Below are 20,606 nucleotides of genomic sequence, written 5' to 3'. Positions count from 1 at the left end.
CGACGGTATTTTGCAAACGGACCGGCCTCAGTTCAGGGCCGCCAACCGCAGGAACTCAGCTGGTGCCGTAGCTTTCGCCGAAGATGTAGGCGTCGCGCTCGCGCAAGTCGCGCTCCAGGCTCCGGCGCACCGCTGCATAGAGGTCGCGGATCGAGAGGATCGCCACCACGCGCTCACCGGCGACAACCGGCAGATGGCGGTAGCCCTGGGTGGACATGCGGTCGAGCGCGTCGATGGCCTTGTCGTCGGGGGCCACGGTGTCCGGATTTGCGGTCATCACTTCCGACAGCGACGTCGTCGCCGGATCTCGCTCCTGGGCCACAACGCGGGTCAAGACGTCCCGTTCGGTGAAGATGCCCAGCAACGTCTGATCCTCCAGGATCAGAACGGCTCCGATATGGCGGTCGCGCATCAGGCGCACCGCCTCCGTCACCGTCGCGCTGGGACCCAGCGTCGAGAGCTGCTGGCCCGGCGCTATCACGTCCGGCATGATCCGGCGGTTCATGCTCGCTATCCTCCTTTTGTTTTCCTGTCTTTTTGCCAAGACATGTCGCGATCAGTGTGACCCGACCGCTACTGGGGAGCAAGGGCGCCCCTCGGATAAAGCTGTGCGATCGCTGTCGCGAGGCCTGGGAGCTGCCGGAACGCCCCTCGCGGTCGCCCGCCCCAAAATCTCGGATCCCTCAAGAGTTCCCGGCGTTGCTCCCGGTCCCCAGGAACCCTATGTTGCGCGGCGAGCGGCGCGGAGACTTCCGCGTCGCGGCTTTTCTATCGGACCAACTTATTCGAGCCCGCATGACCGAGCTGTCGCGCATCCGCAACTTCGCCATCATCGCCCATATCGACCACGGCAAGTCGACGCTGGCCGACCGCATGATTCAGATCTGCGGCGGCCTGACCGACCGGGAGATGCGCGAACAGGTTCTGGACTCCATGGAACTGGAGCGCGAGCGCGGCATCACCATCAAGGCCCAGACCGTTCGCCTGCACTACACCGCGCAGGACGGTCTGGACTACGTGCTCAACATGATCGACACGCCGGGGCATGTGGACTTCACCTACGAGGTCAGCCGCTCGCTCAAGGCCTGCGAAGGCTCGATCCTGTTGGTCGACGCCAGCCAGGGCGTCGAAGCCCAGACTTTGGCCAACGTCTACCTCGCGTTGGAACACGACCACGAGATCGTTCCGGTCCTGAACAAGGTCGATCTGCCCGCCGCCGAACCCGAGCGGATCAAGGAGCAGATCGAAGAGGTGGTCGGCTGGATTCCTCGGACGCGCACGAGATCTCGGCCAAGACCGGCAAGGGCGTGACCGAGGTCCTGGAGACCATCGTGCGCCGCCTGCCGCCGCCGACGGGCGACGCGACGGCGCCTCTGCAAGGGCTGGTCGTCGATTCCTGGTATGACACCTACCTCGGCGTCGTTGTCCTGGTGCGGGTGATTCAGGGCGAGCTGCGCGCCGGCCGCAAGCTGCGCTTCATGGGCACCCGCGCGGTGCATGACGTGACCGAGGTCGGCACCTTCACGCCGGCCAAGACGGCGGCCGAGGTTCTGGGACCCGGCGAAATCGGCTACGTCATTTCAGGCATCAAGACAATCCAGGACGCCAAGGTCGGCGATACCGTCACCGAGGAGAAGCGCCCCTGTGCGACTCCGCTGGAGGGCTTCATGCCCTCGGTCCCGGTGGTGTTCTGCGGCCTTTTCCCGACCGATGCGGCCGAATACGAGGAGCTGCGCGACAGCCTGGGCAAGCTGGCGCTCAACGACGCGTCATTCCAGTTCGAGCCGGAGGTCAGCCCGGCCCTCGGTTTCGGATTCCGCTGCGGTTTCCTGGGCCTGCTGCATCTAGAGATCGTGCAGGAACGCCTGGAGCGCGAGTTCGGCCTCGACCTCATCACGACGGCCCCCAGCGTCGTCTACAAGGTGCATTTGACCGACGGCACCTCATTGCAGCTGCACAACCCTGTCGACATGCCCGAGGTCACCAAGATCAAGACGATCGAGGAGCCCTGGATCCGCGCGACCATCCTGGTGCCGGACGAGCATCTGGGCGCGGTGCTGAAACTCTGCGAGGAACGGCGCGGCGAACAGATCGACCTGACCTATGCCGGCACGCGCGCCATGGTGGTCTACCGGCTGCCGCTCAACGAGGTGGTCTTCGACTTCTACGACCGCCTGAAGTCTGTCACGCGGGGCTATGCCAGCTTCGACTACCACCTGGAGGACTATCGCGAAGGCGACTTGGTGAAGCTCTCCGTGCTCGTCAACAGCGACCCGGTCGACGCCCTGGCGATCATGGTACACCGCAGCCAGTCGGAGGCGCGCGGGCGCGCACTCTGTCAAAAGCTGAAGGACCTGATCCCGCGGCAGATGTTCAAGATCGCCATTCAGGCCGCGATCGGCGGCAAGGTGATCGCGCGCGAAACCGTCTCGGCCCTGCGCAAGGACGTGACCGCCAAGTGCTACGGCGGCGACGTCAGCCGCAAGCGCAAGCTGCTGGAGAAGCAGAAGGCGGGCAAGAAGCGCATGCGCCAGATCGGCAACGTCGAAATCCCGCAGTCGGCCTTCCTCGCCGCGCTCAAAATGGGCGAGGACTGAGTCCGGGTTGGGCCGGCGGTATCCGACGGACACAGACGGGTGCAGCGCTCTCCTCAGCTTGCGTCTTTGACAGCTGTAGTCTGCATCTCCCCGCAAATGAGCTAGGTCCGTCCCGAAAAGCCGCCGTTCTTTCGTAGTCGAACAACAATAGCCTTTCTGAATTCATCAGCCTTATTTCGATAGGGGTTTTGCCGAACCGGGTTAGTCTAACTCCGAAGATACAGGCGGCAGCTTGACATCGGTCTACGGAGGGTCGGGTGACTGTTAGAGGCCGCAACAGAAGCTATCGAAGGGCCTTGACGCTGGCGGGTTTCATAATCGGTCTGCTGGTAACCTCTGCAGTCGGTTGGGCACAGGTGCCCTTGCCACCATCGGAACCTCCCCCTCAAGTCGATTTCAGCCAGTTGAATGCCGAAGAACGCGCCGCGCTGCTGTCGCGTCTCTCCGATCAGCAGGTGCGCGAGATGATGCTGTCCTTCACGGCGGCGGAGGGAGCGCAAGAAAGCACAGAAGCGCGCACGATCGAGAACCTTCACCAAGACATCACGCTGTTTCGGGAGCGCTTTGGCGAGCGACTCTCGCAGGTTGGCGGGCTCGCCACGGTTCCAGGCTTCGCCTATGCCCGACTGTCCGAGGGGCGCAGCCCGAATCATCCGCTCTTCGTTCTCGTTCTCTTTTCCGCCATCGCAGTTTTAGCGCTGGCGGCCGAGCGGGGGTATCGCTGGCTCGCCCGGGGCCTCTACGCAGGCCTGCTGCCACCGCCGAACGCCGAGGCATTGCAGCGACTCGGCTGCCTGGCTGCGCGACTCGGCCTCGACGTCTTCGGTGTGGCTGTTTTCACCCTGGTGATCCTCGGAAGCTTCCTGCTGCTGTACCAAGGTCACGAAGCAACCCGCATGGTCGTGATCACCTTCCTGACGGCTTTGGTGATCACCCGGCTGATCTCAGTGATCTCCCGTTTCTTCCTCGCGCCTTTCGCACCGGCGCTGAGAATCGCGCCCTTCGACGACGAGACGTCCCAGCGGACATACCGCTGGCTCATGCTGGCAACCTATGTGGCCACCTTCGGACTTCTGGCCTGCGGGTTGATGCAGAATCTCGGCCTGCCCGAGGTTCTGCATCAACTTCTGCTGCACACGCTAGCTCTTGTCATGGTGATCCTGCTGATCGTCGGCGTCCTGCGGCTACACCGTCCCATAACCGAGGCAGTCGTCGCGGAGATCGAGACGGACGGAACCCGGCGTCGGTTCCTCGCAGGCTTGGTCGCACTCTGGCCCGCCGCTTTCATCGGCTACCTTCTCTTTCTCTACGGGCTTTCGACCTACAAGAGCATTGTGGGTCGAGAGACGGCCGCCTATCCCGGTCTGGTCAGTCTCATCGTCGTCCTCCTGATCCCAGCAGCCGATTTCTTCCTGCGCAGTCTGCTCGACCATCTCTTTCCCGCCAGGCAGTCGGAGGTGGGACGCCAAGCCCTTCCCGTCTTCAAACGGGCCGCGCGTATTCTCCTGGTGATCGCATCGGTCTATCTGATCGGCCGGGTCTGGGGCGTGGATTTCTTCACGCTCGGCCGCGCCGGACTGGGCGCCGAGCTCATGCGTGCGCTCGTCGACATCTCACTGACCCTCCTGGTCGCCTATGTCGTCTGGGGTGTCACCAAGGCGGCGCTGGCCCGCTATCTCGAAAGCCAGAGCGACGGGAACCCAGTCGCAGGCGACGAAGGCGGCAGTGCCAGCGCATCGCGGCTGGAAACCATCATGCCGCTGGTGCTGCGCTTCCTTCAGATCACGCTTGCGGTGATCGTCGTCCTGATCGTCCTGTCGTCGCTGGGCGTCGATATCGGCCCGCTTCTGGCCGGCGCCGGTGTGGTGGGCATCGCCGTGGGCTTCGGCGCGCAGACGCTGGTGCGCGATATCGTCTCCGGTCTATTCTTCCTGATGGACGACGCCTTCCGCAAGGGAGAGTACGTGGACATCGGCTCCGTCAAGGGAACGGTCGAGAAGATCAACGTCCGCTCACTGGTTCTACGCCATCACCTTGGCCCCCTGCACACCGTGCCTTTCGGAGAGATTCGGCATCTGACCAACTTCAGCCGCGACTGGGTCATCATGAAGATGGAGTTTCGGGTGCCGACCGATACCGACACCACAAAGGTCAAAAAGATCTTCAAGCAGGTCGGCGCCGAGATGCTGGAACACCCGGATCTGGGCGGCGACTTCATCGAACCCTTCAAGAGCCAGGGCATCAAGTCCATCGAGGACTCGGCCATCATCCTGCGCGGCAAGTTCATGAGCAGGCCCGGCCGCCAGTTCGTGCTCCGCAAGGAGCTCTACACCCGCGTTCAGAAGGCCTTTCAAGAGAACGGTATCGCCTTCGCCCACCGAAAGGTGACGGTGGAGTTGCCGGCCGACCTCACACTCTCCGACGAACAGAAACAGAGGCTGGCGGAGTCGGCGGGCGCCGCTGCAATCGCGGCGGAAGAGGCGGAGCAAGAGGCCAAAACTCAGCCCGCCAAAGCCTGAACTCCGCGCGCAAACGGCTTACGCGCCGGACATACGCAACAAAGCCTTGTCCCGACCGATCAGCGGCAACAGTGCGGCCAATTCCGGACCCGAAGCCTGACCGGTCAAGGCCTTGCGGAGGGGCAGGAACAGGGCCTTGCCCTTGCGGCCGGTCGCTGTCTTGAGCACACCGGTCCAGCTGCCCCAGGTCGTCTCGTCCCAGGGCTCCGGCGGAAGCAGGTCGGCAGCTTGGGCAATGTAGTCGGCTTCCTCGATCTCCGGCGTGATCTCGCCATGCACCACCTGGCGCCAGAGACCGATCTCGCCACGCCGGCTCAGGTTGCCGCGCACCGCCAGCCACAACGGCTCCTGCACCTCCGTCAACCCACGCGCCTCCAGCCAGGGACGAAGCTTTGCGTAGGGCATCTCGTGCAGAAGCTTGGCGTTGAGATGCTCCAGCTCGCCGGGGTCGAACTTCGGCGTGGCGCGTCCGAAGCGCGTGACGTCGAAGTCGGCCGTCAGGGCGTCCAGGTCCTGGTAAGGCGCGATCGGATCGGGCGTTCCGAGCTTCGCGAGATAACTATTGATCGTCATGGCCTCGAGGGAATCTTCCCGCAAGGCCTTGAGGCTCAGGGCGCCGAGACGCTTCGAGAGCCCCTGACCCGCGATATCCGTCAGCAGCGGCAGATGGGCGAAGGTCGGTACCGCACCGCCAAGAGCCTCGAAGAGCTGGACCTGCACGGCGGTGTTGCCGACATGATCCTCGCCCCGCAGGACATGGGTGATCCCCAGTTCGATGTCGTCGACGACCGAGGAGAGGGTATAGAGAGGCCGTCCGTCGCCACGCAGGAGGACAGGGTCGGAGAGGTTCTGCCCCTCGAAGTGCTTGTCCCCCTGTACTGCGTCGCTCCAGAAAATCGGTGTAGCCTCGAGCCGGAAGCGCCAGTGGGGACGCCGGCCCTCCGCTTCGAAGGCCGCCCGCTCGGCCTCGGTCAAGCGCAGTCCGGCCCGGTCGTAGATCGGCGGTCGGCCGGACTTGAGCTGCAGCTTGCGCTTGAGCTCCAGTTCCTCGGGCGTTTCGTAGCAGGCGTAGAGACGGCCTACCGTCTTCAACGTCTCGACGGCGGCCGCGTAGCGCGCGCCGCGGTCGGACTGCCGCGCGAAGGCGTCCCAGGACAGCCCCAGCCAGGTCAGATCCTCTTCGATGCCGGCCGCGAAGTCCGCCGTCGAGCGCTCGCTGTCGGTGTCGTCCATCCGCAAGAGAAAAGCGCCACCCTGTTGCTTGGCCCAGAGCCAGTTCAGCAGGGCAACCCTGGCGTTGCCGACATGCAACCGCCCGGTCGGCGAGGGAGCGAAACGAACTTTCATCGAGGGTTCCACACGGCCCGGGACAAAGGTCCCCTAGAGCGGGCTCTTGAAGGCATTGACGATGGGATAGCGCCGGTCGCGGCCGAAGGAGCGCCGGGTGATCTTGACGCCGGGCGGCGCCTGACGCCGCTTGTACTCCGCGTTCTCCAGCATGCGCCAGGTTTTGGTCACGATCTCGCGCGCATGTCCCCGTTCGGCGATATCTGCAAGCGACATCTCGCCTTCGATCAGGCAGGCGAGAATATCGTCCAGCTCGTCGTAGGGCGGCAGGGAGTCCTGATCCGTCTGATCGGGCTTCAGTTCGGCCGAGGGAGCCTTTGTAATGATCCGTTCCGGGATCGCACGGCCCTCCGCACCCAGGGCGCCGGCCGGCCGCTGCTGGTTGCGCCAGTGGCAGAGGCGATAGACGGTGGTCTTGTAGACATCCTTCAGGACGTTGAAGCCGCCGCACATGTCGCCATAGAGCGTGGAGTAGCCGACGCTCATCTCAGACTTGTTGCCGGTCGAGAGCACCATCTTGCCCAGCTTGTTGGAGATTGCCATCAGAGCGATGCCGCGCGACCGCGCCTGGATGTTCTCCTCGGTCGTATCGGCCGGTAAACCATTGAACACCGGGCGCAGCATGCCGTCGAAGGCCTGCATGGCCGGCGCGATGCCGATCTCGTCGAGACGCAAGCCGTTCAGCTCCGCAAGCGCAGCCGCGTCCTCCAGCGAGTGGGCGCTGGTGTAGGGGGAGGGCATCATCACGCAGTGGACCTGCTCGGGACCCAGCGCGTCGGCCGCGATCACCGCCGAAAGGGCAGAGTCCACGCCGCCCGAGAGGCCGATCACCACGCCGGGAAATCCCGACTTCCCGACATAGTCCTTCAAGCCGAGCATCAAGGCCCGGTAGGTCGCCTCCAGCCCCTCCAGCGGCTCGACCAGATCGCCGGTGTGGCAGGTCCAGCCATCGTCGGTGCGCTCCCACTGGGTCAGGCCAACCGCCTCTTGGAAGGCCGGCAAGTGCGCACGCAAGTGGCAAGCGGCGTCCAGCACGAAGGAGGCACCATCGAAGACCAACTCGTCCTGACCGCCCACCTGGTTCACATAGATCAAGGGCAGACCGCTCTCGGTGATCCGCTGGATCGCGAGCTGCTGGCGCTCCTCCAGCTTGTCGGTCTCGAAGGGACTGCCGTTGGGCACGATCAGGATCTCGGCGCCGGACTCCTCCAGGCACTCCGTCACCTCGGGCGTCCACATGTCTTCACAGACCATGATGCCCAGACGCACCCCGCGGAAGCTGACGGGTCCCGGCAGGGGGCCGGCGGCAAAGACCCGTGCCTCGTCGAACACGCCATAGTTCGGCAGGTCGTGCTTGTAACGTACTGCCCGAATTTCGCCGCCGTCGAGCAGCAGGGCGGCGTTGTAGACATGACCGCGCAGGGATGTGCCGGGCTGCGGATCGTCCTGGCCCTGCTGCGCGTCGCGCCAGGGCGCGCCGATCAACAGAGCGGGCCCACCGTCCGCCGTCTCGGCCGCCAGCTCATCGACGACCGCCGCGATGCCGTTGAGGAAATCGGGTTTCAGCACCAGGTCTTCGGGCGGATAGCCGGAAACGCAGAGTTCCGGTGCGACCACCAGATCGGCACCGCCCTCCGCGGCCGCCGCGCGGGCAGCCCGCAGCCGTGCGAGATTGCCCGGAAGGTCGCCGACGGTCGGGTTGATTTGTGCCAGGGCGATGGAGAGGCGGTCGCTCATCGGTGTCTCGGATCTTTCTGCCGGTTTCTGTCGAGACACTACGCCCCACGGCGTCGGGATCAAGCAAAGTCGAAAACCACCACTCCGACGCTTCCGCTTAAGACGACCGCACTCTAGGCCGCGTCCGCTTCCTCCAGCCGCAGGCAAGAGGCGCCAAGGCCACCGAACAGGGCCGAGATCCGATCCGTCCAGTCCCGAAGAGAATCGTCCGCAGCCAGGACGGGCGTCGGGCTGGCGCAGCGGGCGAACTGGAAGGTCGAGAAAACGGCATAGTCGGCGTAAGCCGGTTCGGCGCCGCTCACATAGGGGTAAGCCTTGAGCTGGGCGCGCAGCGGCGCCAGAACTTTCGCCAGATTGGCTTCGAACGCCGGACGATCCGCGGCGAAAGACTCGATAGTCCGCCCAAAGCGCTTTTCACGCGTCGTCCGGAAGTAAGCCTTGTCATCCTCGGCGATGTTGGCGTGCAGATCCACCACCACCAGAGGGAAGATGGCCGGCATCAGGACCGTATCGGCCCAGCCATTCATGAAGTGCGCGAAGGCCTGGGAGCCGCCGAACAAACTCGGCTTGTCCGGATAGCTGTCCTCCAGATAGGTCGCGATCGCCCAGGAGTCGTGGACCGTCTTCGCGCCATCGACCAGAATCGGGACGAGGCCCTGGCCCGAAAAAGCGATCGTTTCCTTGTCGTGGAACTTGATCGGAACGTGCTCGTCGATCTCCAGCCCCTTGTGAGCCAGGGCATAGCGCGCCCGCCAGGAGAAGGGACTGGGGCGGTGATCGTCCTGCTTGCCGACGCGTTCGTAGAGCTTGCGAGTCATTGAGGCGGGGTCTCCTGGAGTTTCAATCGCGCGAAGGTTACCGCCGCGCCCTTCGCGACGATAGACGCCGGGCCATCACAAGCGCTTGTCGGGATCGTCCCGAACGGAGACGTGTTTAGCGCCGCAGCAGGAACTCGCGGCCCACCTTGACCCTCGGCTGTCCGTCGTAGGCGACGATATCGGCGGTGGCATAGGTCTCCGACCACTTGGACGGCAGGTAGCTTCCGGTGCCGACCAGGTCCAAGGGCGCATCGGCCTCCGCCATGATCCGGCATTTTTCAGGACCGAAGCCGGACGAGCCGACGATGCGCACCTCGCGGAAGCCTTCGGCGTCCAGGGCCTCGCGCAAGGCCCAGATGGCCGCCGCCGAAACCCCGGGGCCGACCAGGTTGCGAAGCTGGTCGTCGGTGCGATAGCCGCGAAGGGCATGGGGCGCATGGCGTTCCAGTACCGCATAGCTGGCCGCGGGATCCAGACCCTCCAGATAGCGGCTGCCGGGCACGTCGATCCGCAGCGAGACCTCGCCCTTGGCCGCACGTTCGGAGAAGCGGCGGCAAACAGCCAGGCTGTCGGTGATCTCCTGCGCGAAGTAGTCGACCAGCACCACCAAGGGCTCATCGGGGAAGGTTTCGGCGAACATCTCGGCCGCCCGCACGGTGGAAGCGGCATAGCCGATCAAGGCATGAGGCATGGTACCGATGCCGCGCTCCCGACCCAGGAAATGGGCGGTCGCGTCGGTGGCCGTTCCCACGAAGCCGACAGCGCCGACCTTCCGCTTGGCCCGAGCCGATCCGACCGAGGCGGCGTAGACCATCAGCTCGGTCATTTCGGTACCGGCACAATGCCGTGCCTCCATGGCGAGGAAGCCGACCTTCGGCAGGTCCGCGCACATGGTGTAGGCGTTGTAGGCGGCGACGCAGGGCGGACCCAGCTTCTGCAAAAGCAGGGTTTCGAGATCGGACAGCTGAGACAGCGGCCCTGTGACGTAGAGGATCGGCTCGCCGGCCCCGACCCACTTGCCTTCGGGATAGCGCAGCTCGATCTCGGCCCGAAAGCCGCGCTGCGCCGCCATGTCCTCCAACCACTCGATGACCAGCCGCGGCGCGCAGATCACCGGGCGCCGCATGAACAACGCATAGGTCACCTGGCAGTCGCCGAAGGCCTCGACGATGCGTTTTGTTCGCTTGAAGTAGGTATCGGTCCAAGCAGCCACGCCGGCCTCGTCGCGCGGACCATACCCCAGCCGCTGCGCCAGGGATCTGTTGGTGTTGGGATCGTCCGGCATGGCCCTCTCCCGTGGTTCGGGTGCGCCCTTGCGACAGCCTGCGAGGTCTAGGCGCCAGCGACCTGTTTCAGCGGCAGGTCCCGTGCGGCTCGCTCGGCCTTCAACTCTGCGGCGATCAGGAAGGCCAGTTCAAGAGCCTGATTGGCGTTGAGGCGCGGATCGCAATGGGTGTGATAGCGATCGCCCAAACGCTCGTCGCTGATCGCCTGAGCGCCGCCGATGCACTCGGTGACGTCCTGGCCGGTCATCTCGAAGTGAACACCGCCGGCATGGGTCCCCTCGGCGCGATGAACGGCGAAGAAGCCCTGGACTTCCGTCAGGATCCGGTCGAAAGGCCGGGTCTTGTAGCCGGAGGCCGACTTGATGGTGTTGCCGTGCATGGGATCGCAGGCCCAGACGACCTGCCGGCCCTCGCGCGCAACGGCCCGAACCAGGGACGGCAGCTTCTCCAAGACCTTGTCGTGGCCCATCCGGCAGATCAGCGTCAGCCGGCCCGGCTCGTTCTCGGGATTCAAGCGATCGGTCAGGCGCAGAAGATCGTCGACCACCAGGCTCGGCCCACACTTCATGCCGATGGGATTCTTGACGCCGGACAGGAACTCGACGTGGCCTCCGTCCAGCTGGCGGGTGCGGTCGCCGATCCAGAGGAAGTGGGCGGAGGTGTCGTACCACTCGCCGGTCAGACTATCGACGCGGGTGAAGGCCTGCTCGTAATGCAGCAGCAGCGCCTCGTGACTGGTGTAGAAGTCGGTTTCGCGCAGCTGCGGCACGGTCTCGGGCGTCAGACCGCAGGCGGCCATGAAGGCCAGGGCCTCATCGATCCGGCCGGCCAGCTCGTTATAACGAGCGCTTTGAGCGCTGCCGGCGACGAACCGCAGGTTCCAGGCGTGCACTTTATGCAGGTCGGCGAAGCCACCCTGGGCGAAGGCCCGCAAAAGGTTGAGAGTCGCGGCCGCCTGGTTGTAGGCGCGCAGCAAGCGTTCGGGATCCGGCTTGCGGGCCTCGGCGTCGAACTCGATGCCGTTGACGATATCGCCGCGATAGCTCGGCAGTTCGACACCGTCGACGGTCTCCGTCAGAGCCGAGCGGGGCTTCGCGAACTGACCGGCCATGCGCCCGACCTTCACCATGGGAAGCGAGGCGCCGAAGGTCAGCGCGACCGACATCTGCAGCAGAACGCGAAAGGTGTCGCGGATGTTGTTGGGATGGAACTCCGCGAAGCTCTCGGCGCAGTCGCCGCCCTGCAGCAGGAAGGCTTCACCGGCCGCGACCTTGGCAAGATCGGCCTTGAGTTTCCGCGCCTCCCCGGCAAAGACCAGGGGCGGATAGTTGCGCAGACTCTCCTCGACCCGCTGCAGCGCCTCGGCGTCGGGATAGTCGGGAACCTGCTGCACCGGCTTCGCGCGCCAGCTGTCAGGGGTCCAGGTCTTGCTCTGAGTGGCGGACATCGCCTTCGTTCCTGCCTTTACGCCGGGTGACCGCCGGTTCTAGCGCTTGCCGTCCGACGAATCCAGGGGCTTGGTGGGTGAGTCCCACTACCTCTACTCGAAATACGTGCTCTCAATTGGATTTTATGCAAAAATCTGTCTTGGAACTGCTTCTGTTTTCTCCTGTTCGTGCAACGTTTCCACGACGATGTGAGGCGCCTGAATGTTCGACGCTCTCCACACCTTGGACGACGGAAGTCAGCTCGCGCATCCGGTCTTGAGGAAGATCTACGCCTACTGGTCGCAACGCAGTGCGGGTCGCTGGGCACCCGCGCGCAGCGAGATCGATCCGGTCGATCTGGGCCCTCTGCTGCCCTACATCGCCTTGGTCGAGCCCCTGGACGGCGGTCGCGACTATCGGCTGCGCCTGATCGGCGAACACATCTTGCAGGGTTATCGCTTCGCACCGGTGCCGCGCCTTCTGTCCGACATCAAGGACCAGACGGCTCAAGATGTGATGCGGGCACAGTACAAACGACTGGCGCGAGAGCGCAGAGCCCTGAGGTTGGGACCCCAGTTCAGTGGAATGCCGGAACGCGAGCATGTGGTAACCGAGCATATCGACCTGCCGTTATCGACCGACGGGCTTAAGGTCGACATGATTCTGGCAGGAGCCGTGCTGCTGCCTGAGTCGGACTGGGCCGATCAGACCGGCAGCTCCCCGCCGGTCTGAATCGAGCCGACTATGCCGTGGACACCGCGGTCGAAGCCTAGAGTCGGATCGTCTCAGGGGGCCTACTCCGCCGCACGCGCCTCTTCCGGGTCAGCGACCGGTTCGCGCATCGTGACGAATTCCTCGGCTACGGTCGGGTGGATGCCGATGGTCCGGTCGAAATCGGCTTTGGTCGCACCCGCCTTCAGGGCGATTCCGATACCCTGAATGATCTCGGGTGCGTCCTGGCCGAGCATGTGCGCACCGACCACCTTCTGGCTCTCGCGGTCGACCACGAGCTTCATCAGGCTTCTCTCGTCCCGACCGGTCATGGCGTGTTTCATCGGCTTGAAGCGGGACCGATAGATGTCGACCGCCCCGAAGGCCTTGCGCGCCTCAGCTTCTGTCATCCCGACAGTCGCAAGCGGCGGCTGGCTGAAGACCGCCGTCGGAATGCCCGAATAGTCCACTTCCGTGTCGAGATCGGCGAAGAGATGCCGCGCGACCACCATGCCCTCCGCCAGTGCGACCGGAGTCAGCTGGGCACGGTCGATCACATCGCCGATCGCGAAGATCGACGGCACCGAGGTTCGATAGAACCGGTCCACTTGGATGCCACCGTCTTTGCCCAGGGCAATGCCGGCCTGCTCTAAACCCAGCCCGGCGGTGTTGGGGCACCGCCCGATCGCGTAGAGGATCTGATCGACCTCCAGCTTGTCGCCGCTGGAGAGATGGGCCAACAAACCGCCGGAGGTCTTTTCGGTCTTGTCGATGATGGTGTGGAACCGCAGGTCGACGCCCTTCTTCGGCATCTCCTCGGCCAGGCCGCGCCGCAGATCGTCGTCGAACCCACGCAGGAAGAGATCGCCGCGGTAGAGTTGCGTCACCTGGCTGCCCAAGCCGCTGAAAACGCCCGCGAACTCCACAGCGATGTAGCCGCCGCCGGCGACCAGAAGCCGGTCCGGCTGCTTGTCCAGATAGAAGACGTCGTCCGAGACGATGCCAAGTTCCTGCCCGGGTTCCTGGGGGCGCGAAGGCACACCGCCGGTCGCGATCAGGATGTATCGGGCCCGGATCTCCCGGCCGGAGACGACCACGGTATGCGCATCCTCGATGGCGGCGCTGCCCTCGACGATCTCCACGCCGGAGTTGGTCAGCAAGCGCTCGTAGATGCCGTTGAGACGCTTGATCTCGCTGTCCTTGTTGACGATCAGCTTGGACCAGTCGAAACGGCGCTCACCGAGCGTCCAGCCGTAGCCGGCGGCATCCTCGAAGTCTTCGGCGAAGTGACTGGCATAGACCATCAGCTTCTTGGGGACGCAGCCAATGTTCACGCAAGTCCCGCCTAGATGGCGTTCCTCGGCGACGGCCACCTTGGCCCCGAAGCCGGCGGCGAAACGGGCTGCCCGCACGCCACCCGATCCGGCGCCGATGACAAAGAGATCGTAATCGTAGTCGTTCATGGATCGCTCGAATGTTCTGTAGCCGGTCTGCGGTTCTCTCGCCGTTTTGCCTGCAGGTAGGATACAAGCAGCGGTCTTGCTACGGTCTGAAGATCGCAGCAGCCGTGCCTCGGCGTCGCAGACGACGCCGCACCGGCATCCCTAATCCGCCAGCTTGACCAAGACTTTCCCACGGGTGCGGCCGTTGAGCAGCTTCATCAAGGCCTCGGGCGCCCGCTCCAACCCCTCGGTCACATCTTCGCGATACCGAAGGCGGCCCTCGCGGTACCAGGCACCGAGCTTCGTCACGGCCTCCTCGAGCCGGTCGAAGTGATCGAGCACGAGAAAACCGGTCATGGTCGCCCGCGTGACCAGCATCTGGCGACTGTAGCGGGGACCGACCGGGGGCGGCGTGCTGGGCATCGCCATGGTCCCGACAACCACGATCCGAGCTCCGATGGCGATCTGGCCCATCACCGCATCGGAAATCCATCCAGCGGTCATGTCGTAGTAGACGTCGACGCCCGCAGGGCAGACTTCCGCCAGTGCCGAGGCAAGCGCGTCCGTCGTCTCGTAGTCCCTGTAGTTGATGGCGGCGTCGTAGCCGTAGGTCTCAAGACAGTCCGAGACTTTCCCGCTGCTGCCGGTAATCCCGACCGTGCGGCAACCGAGAAGCTTGGCGACCTGCCCGACCACCGAGCCGACCGCACCCGCCGCGGTGGACACCACGACCGTCTCGCCGACCTTCGGACGGCCGACGTCGGTCAGGCCGAGATAGGCGGTCAGTCCGGTCATGCCGAGCAGGTGGAGATTGGCCGAAAGCGGCGCTTGCTCGGGATCGACGATGCGGTCGATGTCGCTGCCGTCGCTGATGGCCCAATCCTGCCAACCTTGCCGCCCGGAGACGTAGCTGCCGACCGGATAGTCGGGATGTTGGCTGACCTCGACGCGCCCGAGCGTGAAGCTCCGCATCACACCGCCCAGCGGCACCGGCTCGCTGTAGTTGGGACCCTCGGCGATCCAACCTCGCATCGCCGGATCGCAGGACAGCCAGAGCACCCGGATCAGCAGCTGTCCGGGTCCTGGGGCCGGAACCTCCGCTTCCTCCAGACGAAAGCAATCCTGCGTCACTCCAGCCCTACCCGGACGCTTGGCGAGCAGAAGACGACGGTTGACCGACTTGGGCACCGGCTCAAGCGGCCGGCAGGACGATGCTGTCGAGATCTTTGGGTGAATGGGTCAGCACCTCCGGCGTCTCACCCACCACGACGGTATCGTCGATCCGAAAACCGCCAAGGCCGTAGACGTAGATTCCCGGCTCGGCAGAGTAGACCTCGCCGGCCATCAGCGGGCGCTCGTTGAAGGCCATGTCTTCCGGATACTCGTGTCCCATCAAGCCCATGCCGTGCCCGGTCCGGTGACGGATTTCGGAGCCGTAGCCGGCGGCCTCGATCTCGCTTCGCGCGGCGTCCTCGATCGCACGGACCGGGTTGCCGACCCGTGCGGCGGCGATCGCCGCCTCGTTCGCGGCCAGGGCCGCGTCGTAGGCCTTGACCTGCGCATCGTTCGGCGTGCCGCAAAAGAAGGTGCGTTCGTTCTCGATAACCAGGCCGTTGAGGCGGGGGATCACAATATTGACGATGCCGTGACCTTCTTCGATCCGCAGGCCGGTCAGCGCTCCATTGCCGTGAGGCGAGGCCGAAGCGGGTCCCGTCAGGGTGTAGCCGCGCATCTCCAGGTGCTCGCCCGGAAACCGTTGAGCTGCCTCCTCGAAGATCTTGGCGTGCATGGCCGCATCCAGTTCCTGAACCAGGCGCCCAGGGCGGATCGCATCCCGATAAAGCTCCTGCGCCCAATCCGAGAGCTCAGCCGCCTTGCGCATGAGAACGAGTTCTTCGGGATGCTTGACCAGGCGCAGCTCGCGCAGGTCCGTCGTCCGGGGCAGCAGTTCGAGCGAAGGTAGAATCTCGGAAACCCTGGCAAGAGGGCCGGGCAGCGCATCGACGGCGACCCGTGCTTCTGCCAAGCCCTTCTCCCGCAGCAGATCGGCCACGATCTGGGGCCAGTTGGTCACCAAGCGGTTCGCATTGGAGCGCGAGTGATGTTCGTCGTAGAACTGCGCCTCCTCCACCCAAAGCTGATCGCGCTCGCCGGCCATGCGGAAATGATGCGTGGAAAGCTCGTTGAGCAGGCAGAAGGGATCGCCGCTGCGCGGCACCACCGCCAAAACAGGCCGTTCCCAGGTCTGAACGTCGAGATTGAAGTTGGTCGCGAACTGAACGAAGTCGGCCGACACGAAGGCCAGGGCATCGAGATCGTCACGATCCATCAGCGCCTTCATGCCGGCGCGCCGGTAGTCCCACACCGCTGTCGATAGAAACGCCATTTTCTCGCTCCCCACATCTTGTACTAAGGCCGTCGGCTGTCCCGCAGATGCTAGAACAGGATCGCCTTAGGTGGAATCGCTTTGGCGATTCCACCTAAGGCGTGACTCCTACTCTCATCATAAGGTTTAGAGGGCGATGAGATCCGGGGGAAACGCCAAAAGACGCAGATCTAGAACCCTTGTGCCGTCCCGGGTTGCGCAGTACCGACAGCTCGTAATGCGAGCAGACTTGGACTCCTGACGCTTTCCAACCGCAAGACAGATGCAGTGCAGCGACACTACCGGAAGCATAGACTTCACGGGGTCGATGCTTACTTGTGATTTTGTATTTGGATCAAATCTGGCCTGAAAAATTGGGTGACGTGGGATCTTAATTTATCTGAAAGCACGGACTTATTATTACAGCCCAAATTGTATTGTATTCAAATTGAATGCTAGCCTACCCCGGGGTTGAGGGGGAGAGTGCACGGATGAAGAGACCGTCGAGGGGATACATCTATGTCGCCACGGGCGAGGGCTATGTCGCTTTGGCGGCACGCTCCGCAAAAATGGCGAAAGCTCAGAGCCCGGGCATAGAAATCGACCTCTATACTGACAGAGAATACCATTTTCCCCAGTTCGACCGCATACACGTCCTTCCAGACGCTTGGTATCGATCGAAAATCGACGGCATGATCGCGACCCGCTTCGATCAAACCATCTACATCGATGCCGATACTTTAATACTTGCGGATATCAGCGACATCTTCGATGTGCTTGGCCGTTTCGATATGGCCATGGCGCATGACCAAGGCCGGAATGGAGATTGGGCGCAAACGCTGTGGCGCGAGGAGATTCCGCACGCCTTCCCGCAGTTCAACTCGGGCATCGTCGCCTTCAACAAAAGTGAAGAAGTTCTCTCCTTCCTGAAGGATTGGAAAACTGCGGTACAAGAAACGAAGAGTCGCCAAGATCAAAATATACTCAGGGAAATGGCGTGGAAGAGCAGCCTGAACTTCGGCGTTTTACCGGAAGAATACAACCTCATGTACTTCAGAGTCGTGGAACGGTGGGGCGCACCGCATGCGGCTCCCCGTGTGATTCATAGTCCACGTCTGCACCATCACTTCACGAAAAAGAGTCGGCGCAACGGAATCTCCAGCCTCGAGGAACTCGTCGGGCCGCTCGCGTCGGAGAAGATTCGGGACATGATCCGCGCCGACCATTCGCTTGCCAAGCGCGCCGGCCGGACAGCCGAAAGGCCCTCGTCTCGAATCGAGCTGTGGCGCCGCAGAGCAGAAATCGCGGTCAGGGCTCTTTTTTACTATGCGGGACTGAGGAAAACGGAAGGCTTCGAGTAGGAAGGAGAGAAGCAACCCTCAGACCCGATAAGGCTCAGGCCTCAGCCAAGAAAAGCGAGTTGGCGGCATTCCGAAAGAACGCTTCGCGAAGCCTGGTGGGCGGTGCTGGGATTGAACCAGCGACCTCCTCGGTGTGAACGAGGCGCTCTCCCGCTGAGCTAACCGCCCGCCTGACGACGCAGGCTCCGGCAGGCTAGGAAGACACTGCCGAGCAACCGCCCGGACCCTCTCAGGGCACCCGAGCGAAGGGCCGGACAGATATCCCCCACCCCTCGGGCTGTCAAGCAGCGCCCACCGGCAGGCCTGAATCGTCGCAATAAGTCGGCGCCTACGATCCTGACACTGGCAAGACCTTCGAGCTTTACTATCTGAAGGGAGAGACGGGGCAAGACTGGGGCGCAAAACTGTGCCTGACGTCCAGTGTGCGCAGTCCGCATCGGCATGACATCCCGATTCCGGAACGGCGTTACGGTGGCGAAAGACTTCCGGAGACCGAGACGATGCCACTCTCTCACCTTCGCCCCCATCTTCGCGGCAATTCGCGCGACCGAGTCCGCCGAGCCCGGTTGCCGGGCCGGAAAACGCTGGCGCTGCTCGCCGGCGCGGGAACACTCTTCTACGGGACTTCCGCCGGCGCCGACCTGGACGCTCCAGCCTTTCCGGACCCATTACCGCCCGGCGTCATGGAAGCCACCTACGAGGTCTACTCCGGCGGCTTTCAGGCCCTGACGCTGCAACTGCGCTACGACGGCTCCGCCGACGAGCGTTACGACGCCCGCTTCCACGCGCGCAGCGACGGGTTCTTGTCCAACTTCTTCACCTTTCGCCTCGATTCCGAAGCAGAGGGTCGGCGCACCGAAGAGGGCTTGGCACCGACGGCCTTCCGCACCGAGGCTCGCTGGCAGGACAACGATCCGCGCTCGGTTGCCCTGACCTACGGACCGGACGGGACCGTTTCGGCCGAAGTCGTTCCGCCTCCGGAAGAGGATGAGCGCAGCCTGGTCCCGGAAGATGCCCGGCGCGGAACGCTCGACCCCATCTCGGCGGTGGTCCATTTGATGGAGGCAAGCACCAGAGCCGGAATCTGTAGCGGTGAGGCACGCATTTTCGACGGACGGCGTCGCCTCGACGTCGTGGCCCGATCGCTCGGGAGCGCCGTGCTGGAAGAACGCAGCTATGCGGTTTATTCGGGACGAGCTCAGGTTTGCCGGATCAGTCTCGAGCCGGTGACCGGCTTTTGGGAAGGCGAGGAGCGACAGGAGCGCTATCCGGCCGAGGTTCGGGTGTTCTTGGCCGAAGTCGAAGCGGGCCGCCCGGCCCTGCCGGTTCGGGTCGAGATGGACATCGTCGCCCGTGGCGCCGTGCGCGCCCACTTGACGGATCTCAGAATCGGCCGTCAGGCGGCCGAGCGCTAAAAATCAATCGGCGAAGCTGGCTCGCCTGTCCCTACGTTTGCCGCCGGCCGTTTTCACCGATAGCCGAGAGTAATAGAACGTGAATTGCCGAAGACCGCGGGGCTGTGGCAGCTTCCGGTGAAGCCTGTGGCTTGCGTGACTTCCGGCGCGATCTCCGCTGTCGCAGGGTCATCCGATTCATAACCGCCGCCGTATCGATAGCTTCTCCATGAGTTCAAATCGTCTCGCTGTGGTCGTTCTGGCCGCCGGCATGGGTACCCGCATGAAGTCGGACCGGCCCAAAGTCCTGCACGAGGTGGCAGGCCGGCCTTTGCTGCGCTGGGTCCTGGACGCGGCAGACGCCCTGGGGCCCGAGCGGATCGTCGTGGTCGTCGGCCCGGGCATGGATGCAGTCGCAGCCGCAGCGGCGCCGCACACCACCGTGGTCCAGCAAGAACGGCTCGGAACCGCACATGCGGTCCAGCAGGCCATGCCGCTGCTGACCGGGGATCGGGGAGTGCAGGCGGAGGGTGACGTTCTCGTGCTCTACGGGGACACGCCCTTCATCTCTTGCCGGACCCTTCGCGCCATGCTCGACCTGCGCCGGGCGCCCGAGGGCGGAAAACTCGTCGCAATGGGCTTCGAACCCGCCGATCCGATAGGCTATGGCCGGCTCGAACTCGACGCCGAGGGCACACTCCTGCAGGTCTGCGAACAGGCTGAGATCGATGCCGACCCGGCCAAGGCTCACCTGGGCGAGATCCGGCTCTGCAACGCCGGCGTGGTTCTGGCCGACGGTTCAACGCTGTTCGATTTGCTCGCGCAGGTCGACAACGAGAACGCGAAGGGCGAGTTCTACCTGACCGACATCTATGCCCTGGCTAAGCAACGGGGAGACCGGACCAAAGTCCAGGTCGCCCCGGAGCAAGAAGTCATGGGCATCAACGACCGCTGTGAATTGGCCCAGGCCGAAGACATCGCCCAGCAGCGCCTGCGGCGCCGCGCGATGGCAGCCGGCGCCACTCTGATCGGTGCCGAAACGATCTTCCTGCGCGACGACACCCGGCTCGGCCGCGACAGCCTTGTCCACCCGCACGTGGTCTTCGGCCCGGGTGTCACGGTCGGCGAGGGCTGCGAGATCAAATCCTTCAGCCATTTGGAAGGCTGCGAGCTGGAGACCGGCGCGGTCGTCGGCCCCTTCGCGCGCCTGCGTCCCGGCGCACAGTTAGGCGAGGGCGCGCGGGTCGGCAACTTCGTCGAGGTCAAGAACGCGACGCTCGCCGCTGGCGCAAAGGCGAACCACCTGACCTATCTGGGCGATGCCACGGTCGGACAGGACGCGAACGTCGGGGCCGGCACCATCACCTGCAACTACGACGGCTTCGGCAAGCATCGAACCGAGATCGGGGCTCGAGCCTTTATCGGCTCCAACTCCGCCCTGGTTGCACCCGTGCGGATCGGCACAGGCGCCATCGTGGGGGCCGGCAGCACCGTGACCGAGGATGTCCCCGACGAGGCCCTTGCCGTCGTCCGCGGCGCAAAGACGACGCGCGAGGGTGGCGCCCGGCGCTTCCGCGAAAAGCGCAGCAAAAAGGACTAGCA

Annotated in this window: 14 protein-coding genes, 1 tRNA gene and 1 pseudogene; 6 read left to right on the top strand and 10 right to left on the bottom strand. The window is 64.1% G+C overall.

Annotation, left to right across the window (positions count from 1 at the left end; all coding sequences use genetic code 11):
- Nucleotides 1–55 precede the first annotated feature (55 nt).
- A complete protein-coding gene (locus tag ACO054_RS18195) occupies nt 56–505 on the bottom strand; it encodes a CBS domain-containing protein (protein WP_421707999.1) in 450 nt (149 codons plus the stop codon).
- Nucleotides 506–795: 290 nt separating this feature from the next.
- On the opposite strand from ACO054_RS18195, the pseudogene lepA reads away from it, so the two are divergent.
- Nucleotides 796–2,597: pseudogene (gene lepA, locus ACO054_RS18190) on the top strand (translation elongation factor 4).
- Between the two features lie 404 nt (nt 2,598–3,001).
- On the top strand, nt 3,002–5,116 hold the full coding sequence (locus ACO054_RS18185; protein WP_421707998.1) for a mechanosensitive ion channel family protein: 2,115 nt from the start codon (nt 3,002–3,004) through the stop codon (nt 5,114–5,116).
- 18 nt (nt 5,117–5,134) lie between these two features.
- On the opposite strand, the gene gltX is transcribed toward ACO054_RS18185, so the two are convergent.
- The 5 genes from gltX to ACO054_RS18160 all read right to left on the bottom strand — a co-directional run bounded on the left by gltX (nt 5,135) and on the right by ACO054_RS18160 (nt 11,751).
- Complete coding sequence (gltX, locus tag ACO054_RS18180) at nt 5,135–6,463, bottom strand: glutamate--tRNA ligase (RefSeq protein ID WP_421707997.1); 1,329 nt, start codon at nt 6,461–6,463, stop codon at nt 5,135–5,137.
- A gap of 33 nt (nt 6,464–6,496) precedes the next feature.
- On the bottom strand, nt 6,497–8,200 hold the full coding sequence (locus ACO054_RS18175; protein WP_421707996.1) for an NAD+ synthase: 1,704 nt from the start codon (nt 8,198–8,200) through the stop codon (nt 6,497–6,499).
- Nucleotides 8,201–8,313: 113 nt separating this feature from the next.
- Nucleotides 8,314–9,018, bottom strand: coding sequence for a glutathione S-transferase N-terminal domain-containing protein (locus ACO054_RS18170; RefSeq protein WP_421707995.1), 705 nt, complete (start codon nt 9,016–9,018; stop codon nt 8,314–8,316).
- Nucleotides 9,019–9,133: 115 nt separating this feature from the next.
- Complete coding sequence (locus ACO054_RS18165) at nt 9,134–10,303, bottom strand: nicotinate phosphoribosyltransferase (RefSeq protein WP_421707994.1); 1,170 nt, start codon at nt 10,301–10,303, stop codon at nt 9,134–9,136.
- A 47-nt stretch (nt 10,304–10,350) separates the two neighbouring features.
- Nucleotides 10,351–11,751 (bottom strand): class II 3-deoxy-7-phosphoheptulonate synthase, encoded by a 1,401-nt coding sequence (locus tag ACO054_RS18160; RefSeq protein WP_421707993.1) that lies wholly within the window; start codon nt 11,749–11,751, stop codon nt 10,351–10,353.
- 202 nt (nt 11,752–11,953) lie between these two features.
- Here ACO054_RS18160 and ACO054_RS18155 point away from each other — a divergent pair, with 202 nt between their 5' ends.
- Entirely contained in the window at nt 11,954–12,463 is a 510-nt protein-coding gene (locus ACO054_RS18155; protein ID WP_421707992.1) for a PAS domain-containing protein, read from the top strand.
- A gap of 62 nt (nt 12,464–12,525) precedes the next feature.
- Here ACO054_RS18155 and gor read toward each other — a convergent pair whose 3' ends face one another.
- From gor to ACO054_RS18140, 3 genes are all read right to left on the bottom strand, one after another.
- Nucleotides 12,526–13,905: a glutathione-disulfide reductase gene (gor, locus tag ACO054_RS18150; protein ID WP_421707991.1), complete on the bottom strand. Its 1,380-nt coding sequence runs from the start codon at nt 13,903–13,905 to the stop codon at nt 12,526–12,528.
- Between the two features lie 141 nt (nt 13,906–14,046).
- The gene (locus ACO054_RS18145; RefSeq protein ID WP_421707990.1) at nt 14,047–15,072 is read right to left on the bottom strand and encodes an NADP-dependent oxidoreductase; all 1,026 of its coding nucleotides are present in this window, start codon (nt 15,070–15,072) and stop codon (nt 14,047–14,049) included.
- A 4-nt stretch (nt 15,073–15,076) separates the two neighbouring features.
- The gene (locus tag ACO054_RS18140) at nt 15,077–16,270 is read right to left on the bottom strand and encodes a M24 family metallopeptidase (RefSeq protein WP_421707989.1); all 1,194 of its coding nucleotides are present in this window, start codon (nt 16,268–16,270) and stop codon (nt 15,077–15,079) included.
- Nucleotides 16,271–16,740: 470 nt separating this feature from the next.
- Between ACO054_RS18140 and ACO054_RS18135 the strand changes: the two genes are divergently transcribed.
- Nucleotides 16,741–17,610, top strand: a complete 870-nt coding sequence (locus tag ACO054_RS18135) for a putative nucleotide-diphospho-sugar transferase (RefSeq protein ID WP_421707988.1) — start codon at nt 16,741–16,743, stop codon at nt 17,608–17,610.
- A 93-nt stretch (nt 17,611–17,703) separates the two neighbouring features.
- Here ACO054_RS18135 and ACO054_RS18130 read toward each other — a convergent pair.
- Nucleotides 17,704–17,778 (bottom strand) — tRNA-Val (locus ACO054_RS18130).
- A gap of 332 nt (nt 17,779–18,110) precedes the next feature.
- On the opposite strand from ACO054_RS18130, the gene ACO054_RS18125 reads away from it, so the two are divergent.
- Together ACO054_RS18125 and glmU are read left to right on the top strand one after the other, a co-directional pair.
- The gene (locus ACO054_RS18125; RefSeq protein WP_421707987.1) at nt 18,111–19,025 is read left to right on the top strand and encodes a DUF3108 domain-containing protein; all 915 of its coding nucleotides are present in this window, start codon (nt 18,111–18,113) and stop codon (nt 19,023–19,025) included.
- A 208-nt stretch (nt 19,026–19,233) separates the two neighbouring features.
- Nucleotides 19,234–20,604 (top strand): bifunctional UDP-N-acetylglucosamine diphosphorylase/glucosamine-1-phosphate N-acetyltransferase GlmU, encoded by a 1,371-nt coding sequence (gene glmU, locus ACO054_RS18120; RefSeq protein WP_421707986.1) that lies wholly within the window; start codon nt 19,234–19,236, stop codon nt 20,602–20,604.
- Nucleotides 20,605–20,606 lie beyond the last annotated feature (2 nt).

Source organism: Algihabitans sp. (assembly GCF_965226985.1).
In the GTDB taxonomy this organism is placed as follows: domain Bacteria; phylum Pseudomonadota; class Alphaproteobacteria; order Kiloniellales; family DSM-21159; genus Algihabitans.
The sequence above is the reverse complement of the archived record's forward strand: the minus strand, read 5'-3'. Positions and strand labels throughout refer to the sequence as shown.

What these genes read in the sequence shown, in the direction of transcription:
- ACO054_RS18195 (WP_421707999.1), bottom strand. Translation starts at nt 505, where the DNA reads ATGAACCGCCGGATCATGCCGGACGTGATAGCGCCGGGCCAGCAGCTC.
- gltX (WP_421707997.1), bottom strand. Translation starts at nt 6,463, where the DNA reads ATGAAAGTTCGTTTCGCTCCCTCGCCGACCGGGCGGTTGCATGTCGGC.
- ACO054_RS18175 (WP_421707996.1), bottom strand. Translation starts at nt 8,200, where the DNA reads ATGAGCGACCGCCTCTCCATCGCCCTGGCACAAATCAACCCGACCGTC.
- ACO054_RS18170 (WP_421707995.1), bottom strand. Translation starts at nt 9,018, where the DNA reads ATGACTCGCAAGCTCTACGAACGCGTCGGCAAGCAGGACGATCACCGC.
- ACO054_RS18165 (WP_421707994.1), bottom strand. Translation starts at nt 10,303, where the DNA reads ATGCCGGACGATCCCAACACCAACAGATCCCTGGCGCAGCGGCTGGGG.
- ACO054_RS18160 (WP_421707993.1), bottom strand. Translation starts at nt 11,751, where the DNA reads ATGTCCGCCACTCAGAGCAAGACCTGGACCCCTGACAGCTGGCGCGCG.
- ACO054_RS18155 (WP_421707992.1), top strand. Translation starts at nt 11,954, where the DNA reads ATGTTCGACGCTCTCCACACCTTGGACGACGGAAGTCAGCTCGCGCAT.
- gor (WP_421707991.1), bottom strand. Translation starts at nt 13,905, where the DNA reads ATGAACGACTACGATTACGATCTCTTTGTCATCGGCGCCGGATCGGGT.
- ACO054_RS18140 (WP_421707989.1), bottom strand. Translation starts at nt 16,270, where the DNA reads ATGGCGTTTCTATCGACAGCGGTGTGGGACTACCGGCGCGCCGGCATG.
- ACO054_RS18135 (WP_421707988.1), top strand. Translation starts at nt 16,741, where the DNA reads ATGAAGAGACCGTCGAGGGGATACATCTATGTCGCCACGGGCGAGGGC.
- ACO054_RS18125 (WP_421707987.1), top strand. Translation starts at nt 18,111, where the DNA reads ATGCCACTCTCTCACCTTCGCCCCCATCTTCGCGGCAATTCGCGCGAC.
- glmU (WP_421707986.1), top strand. Translation starts at nt 19,234, where the DNA reads ATGAGTTCAAATCGTCTCGCTGTGGTCGTTCTGGCCGCCGGCATGGGT.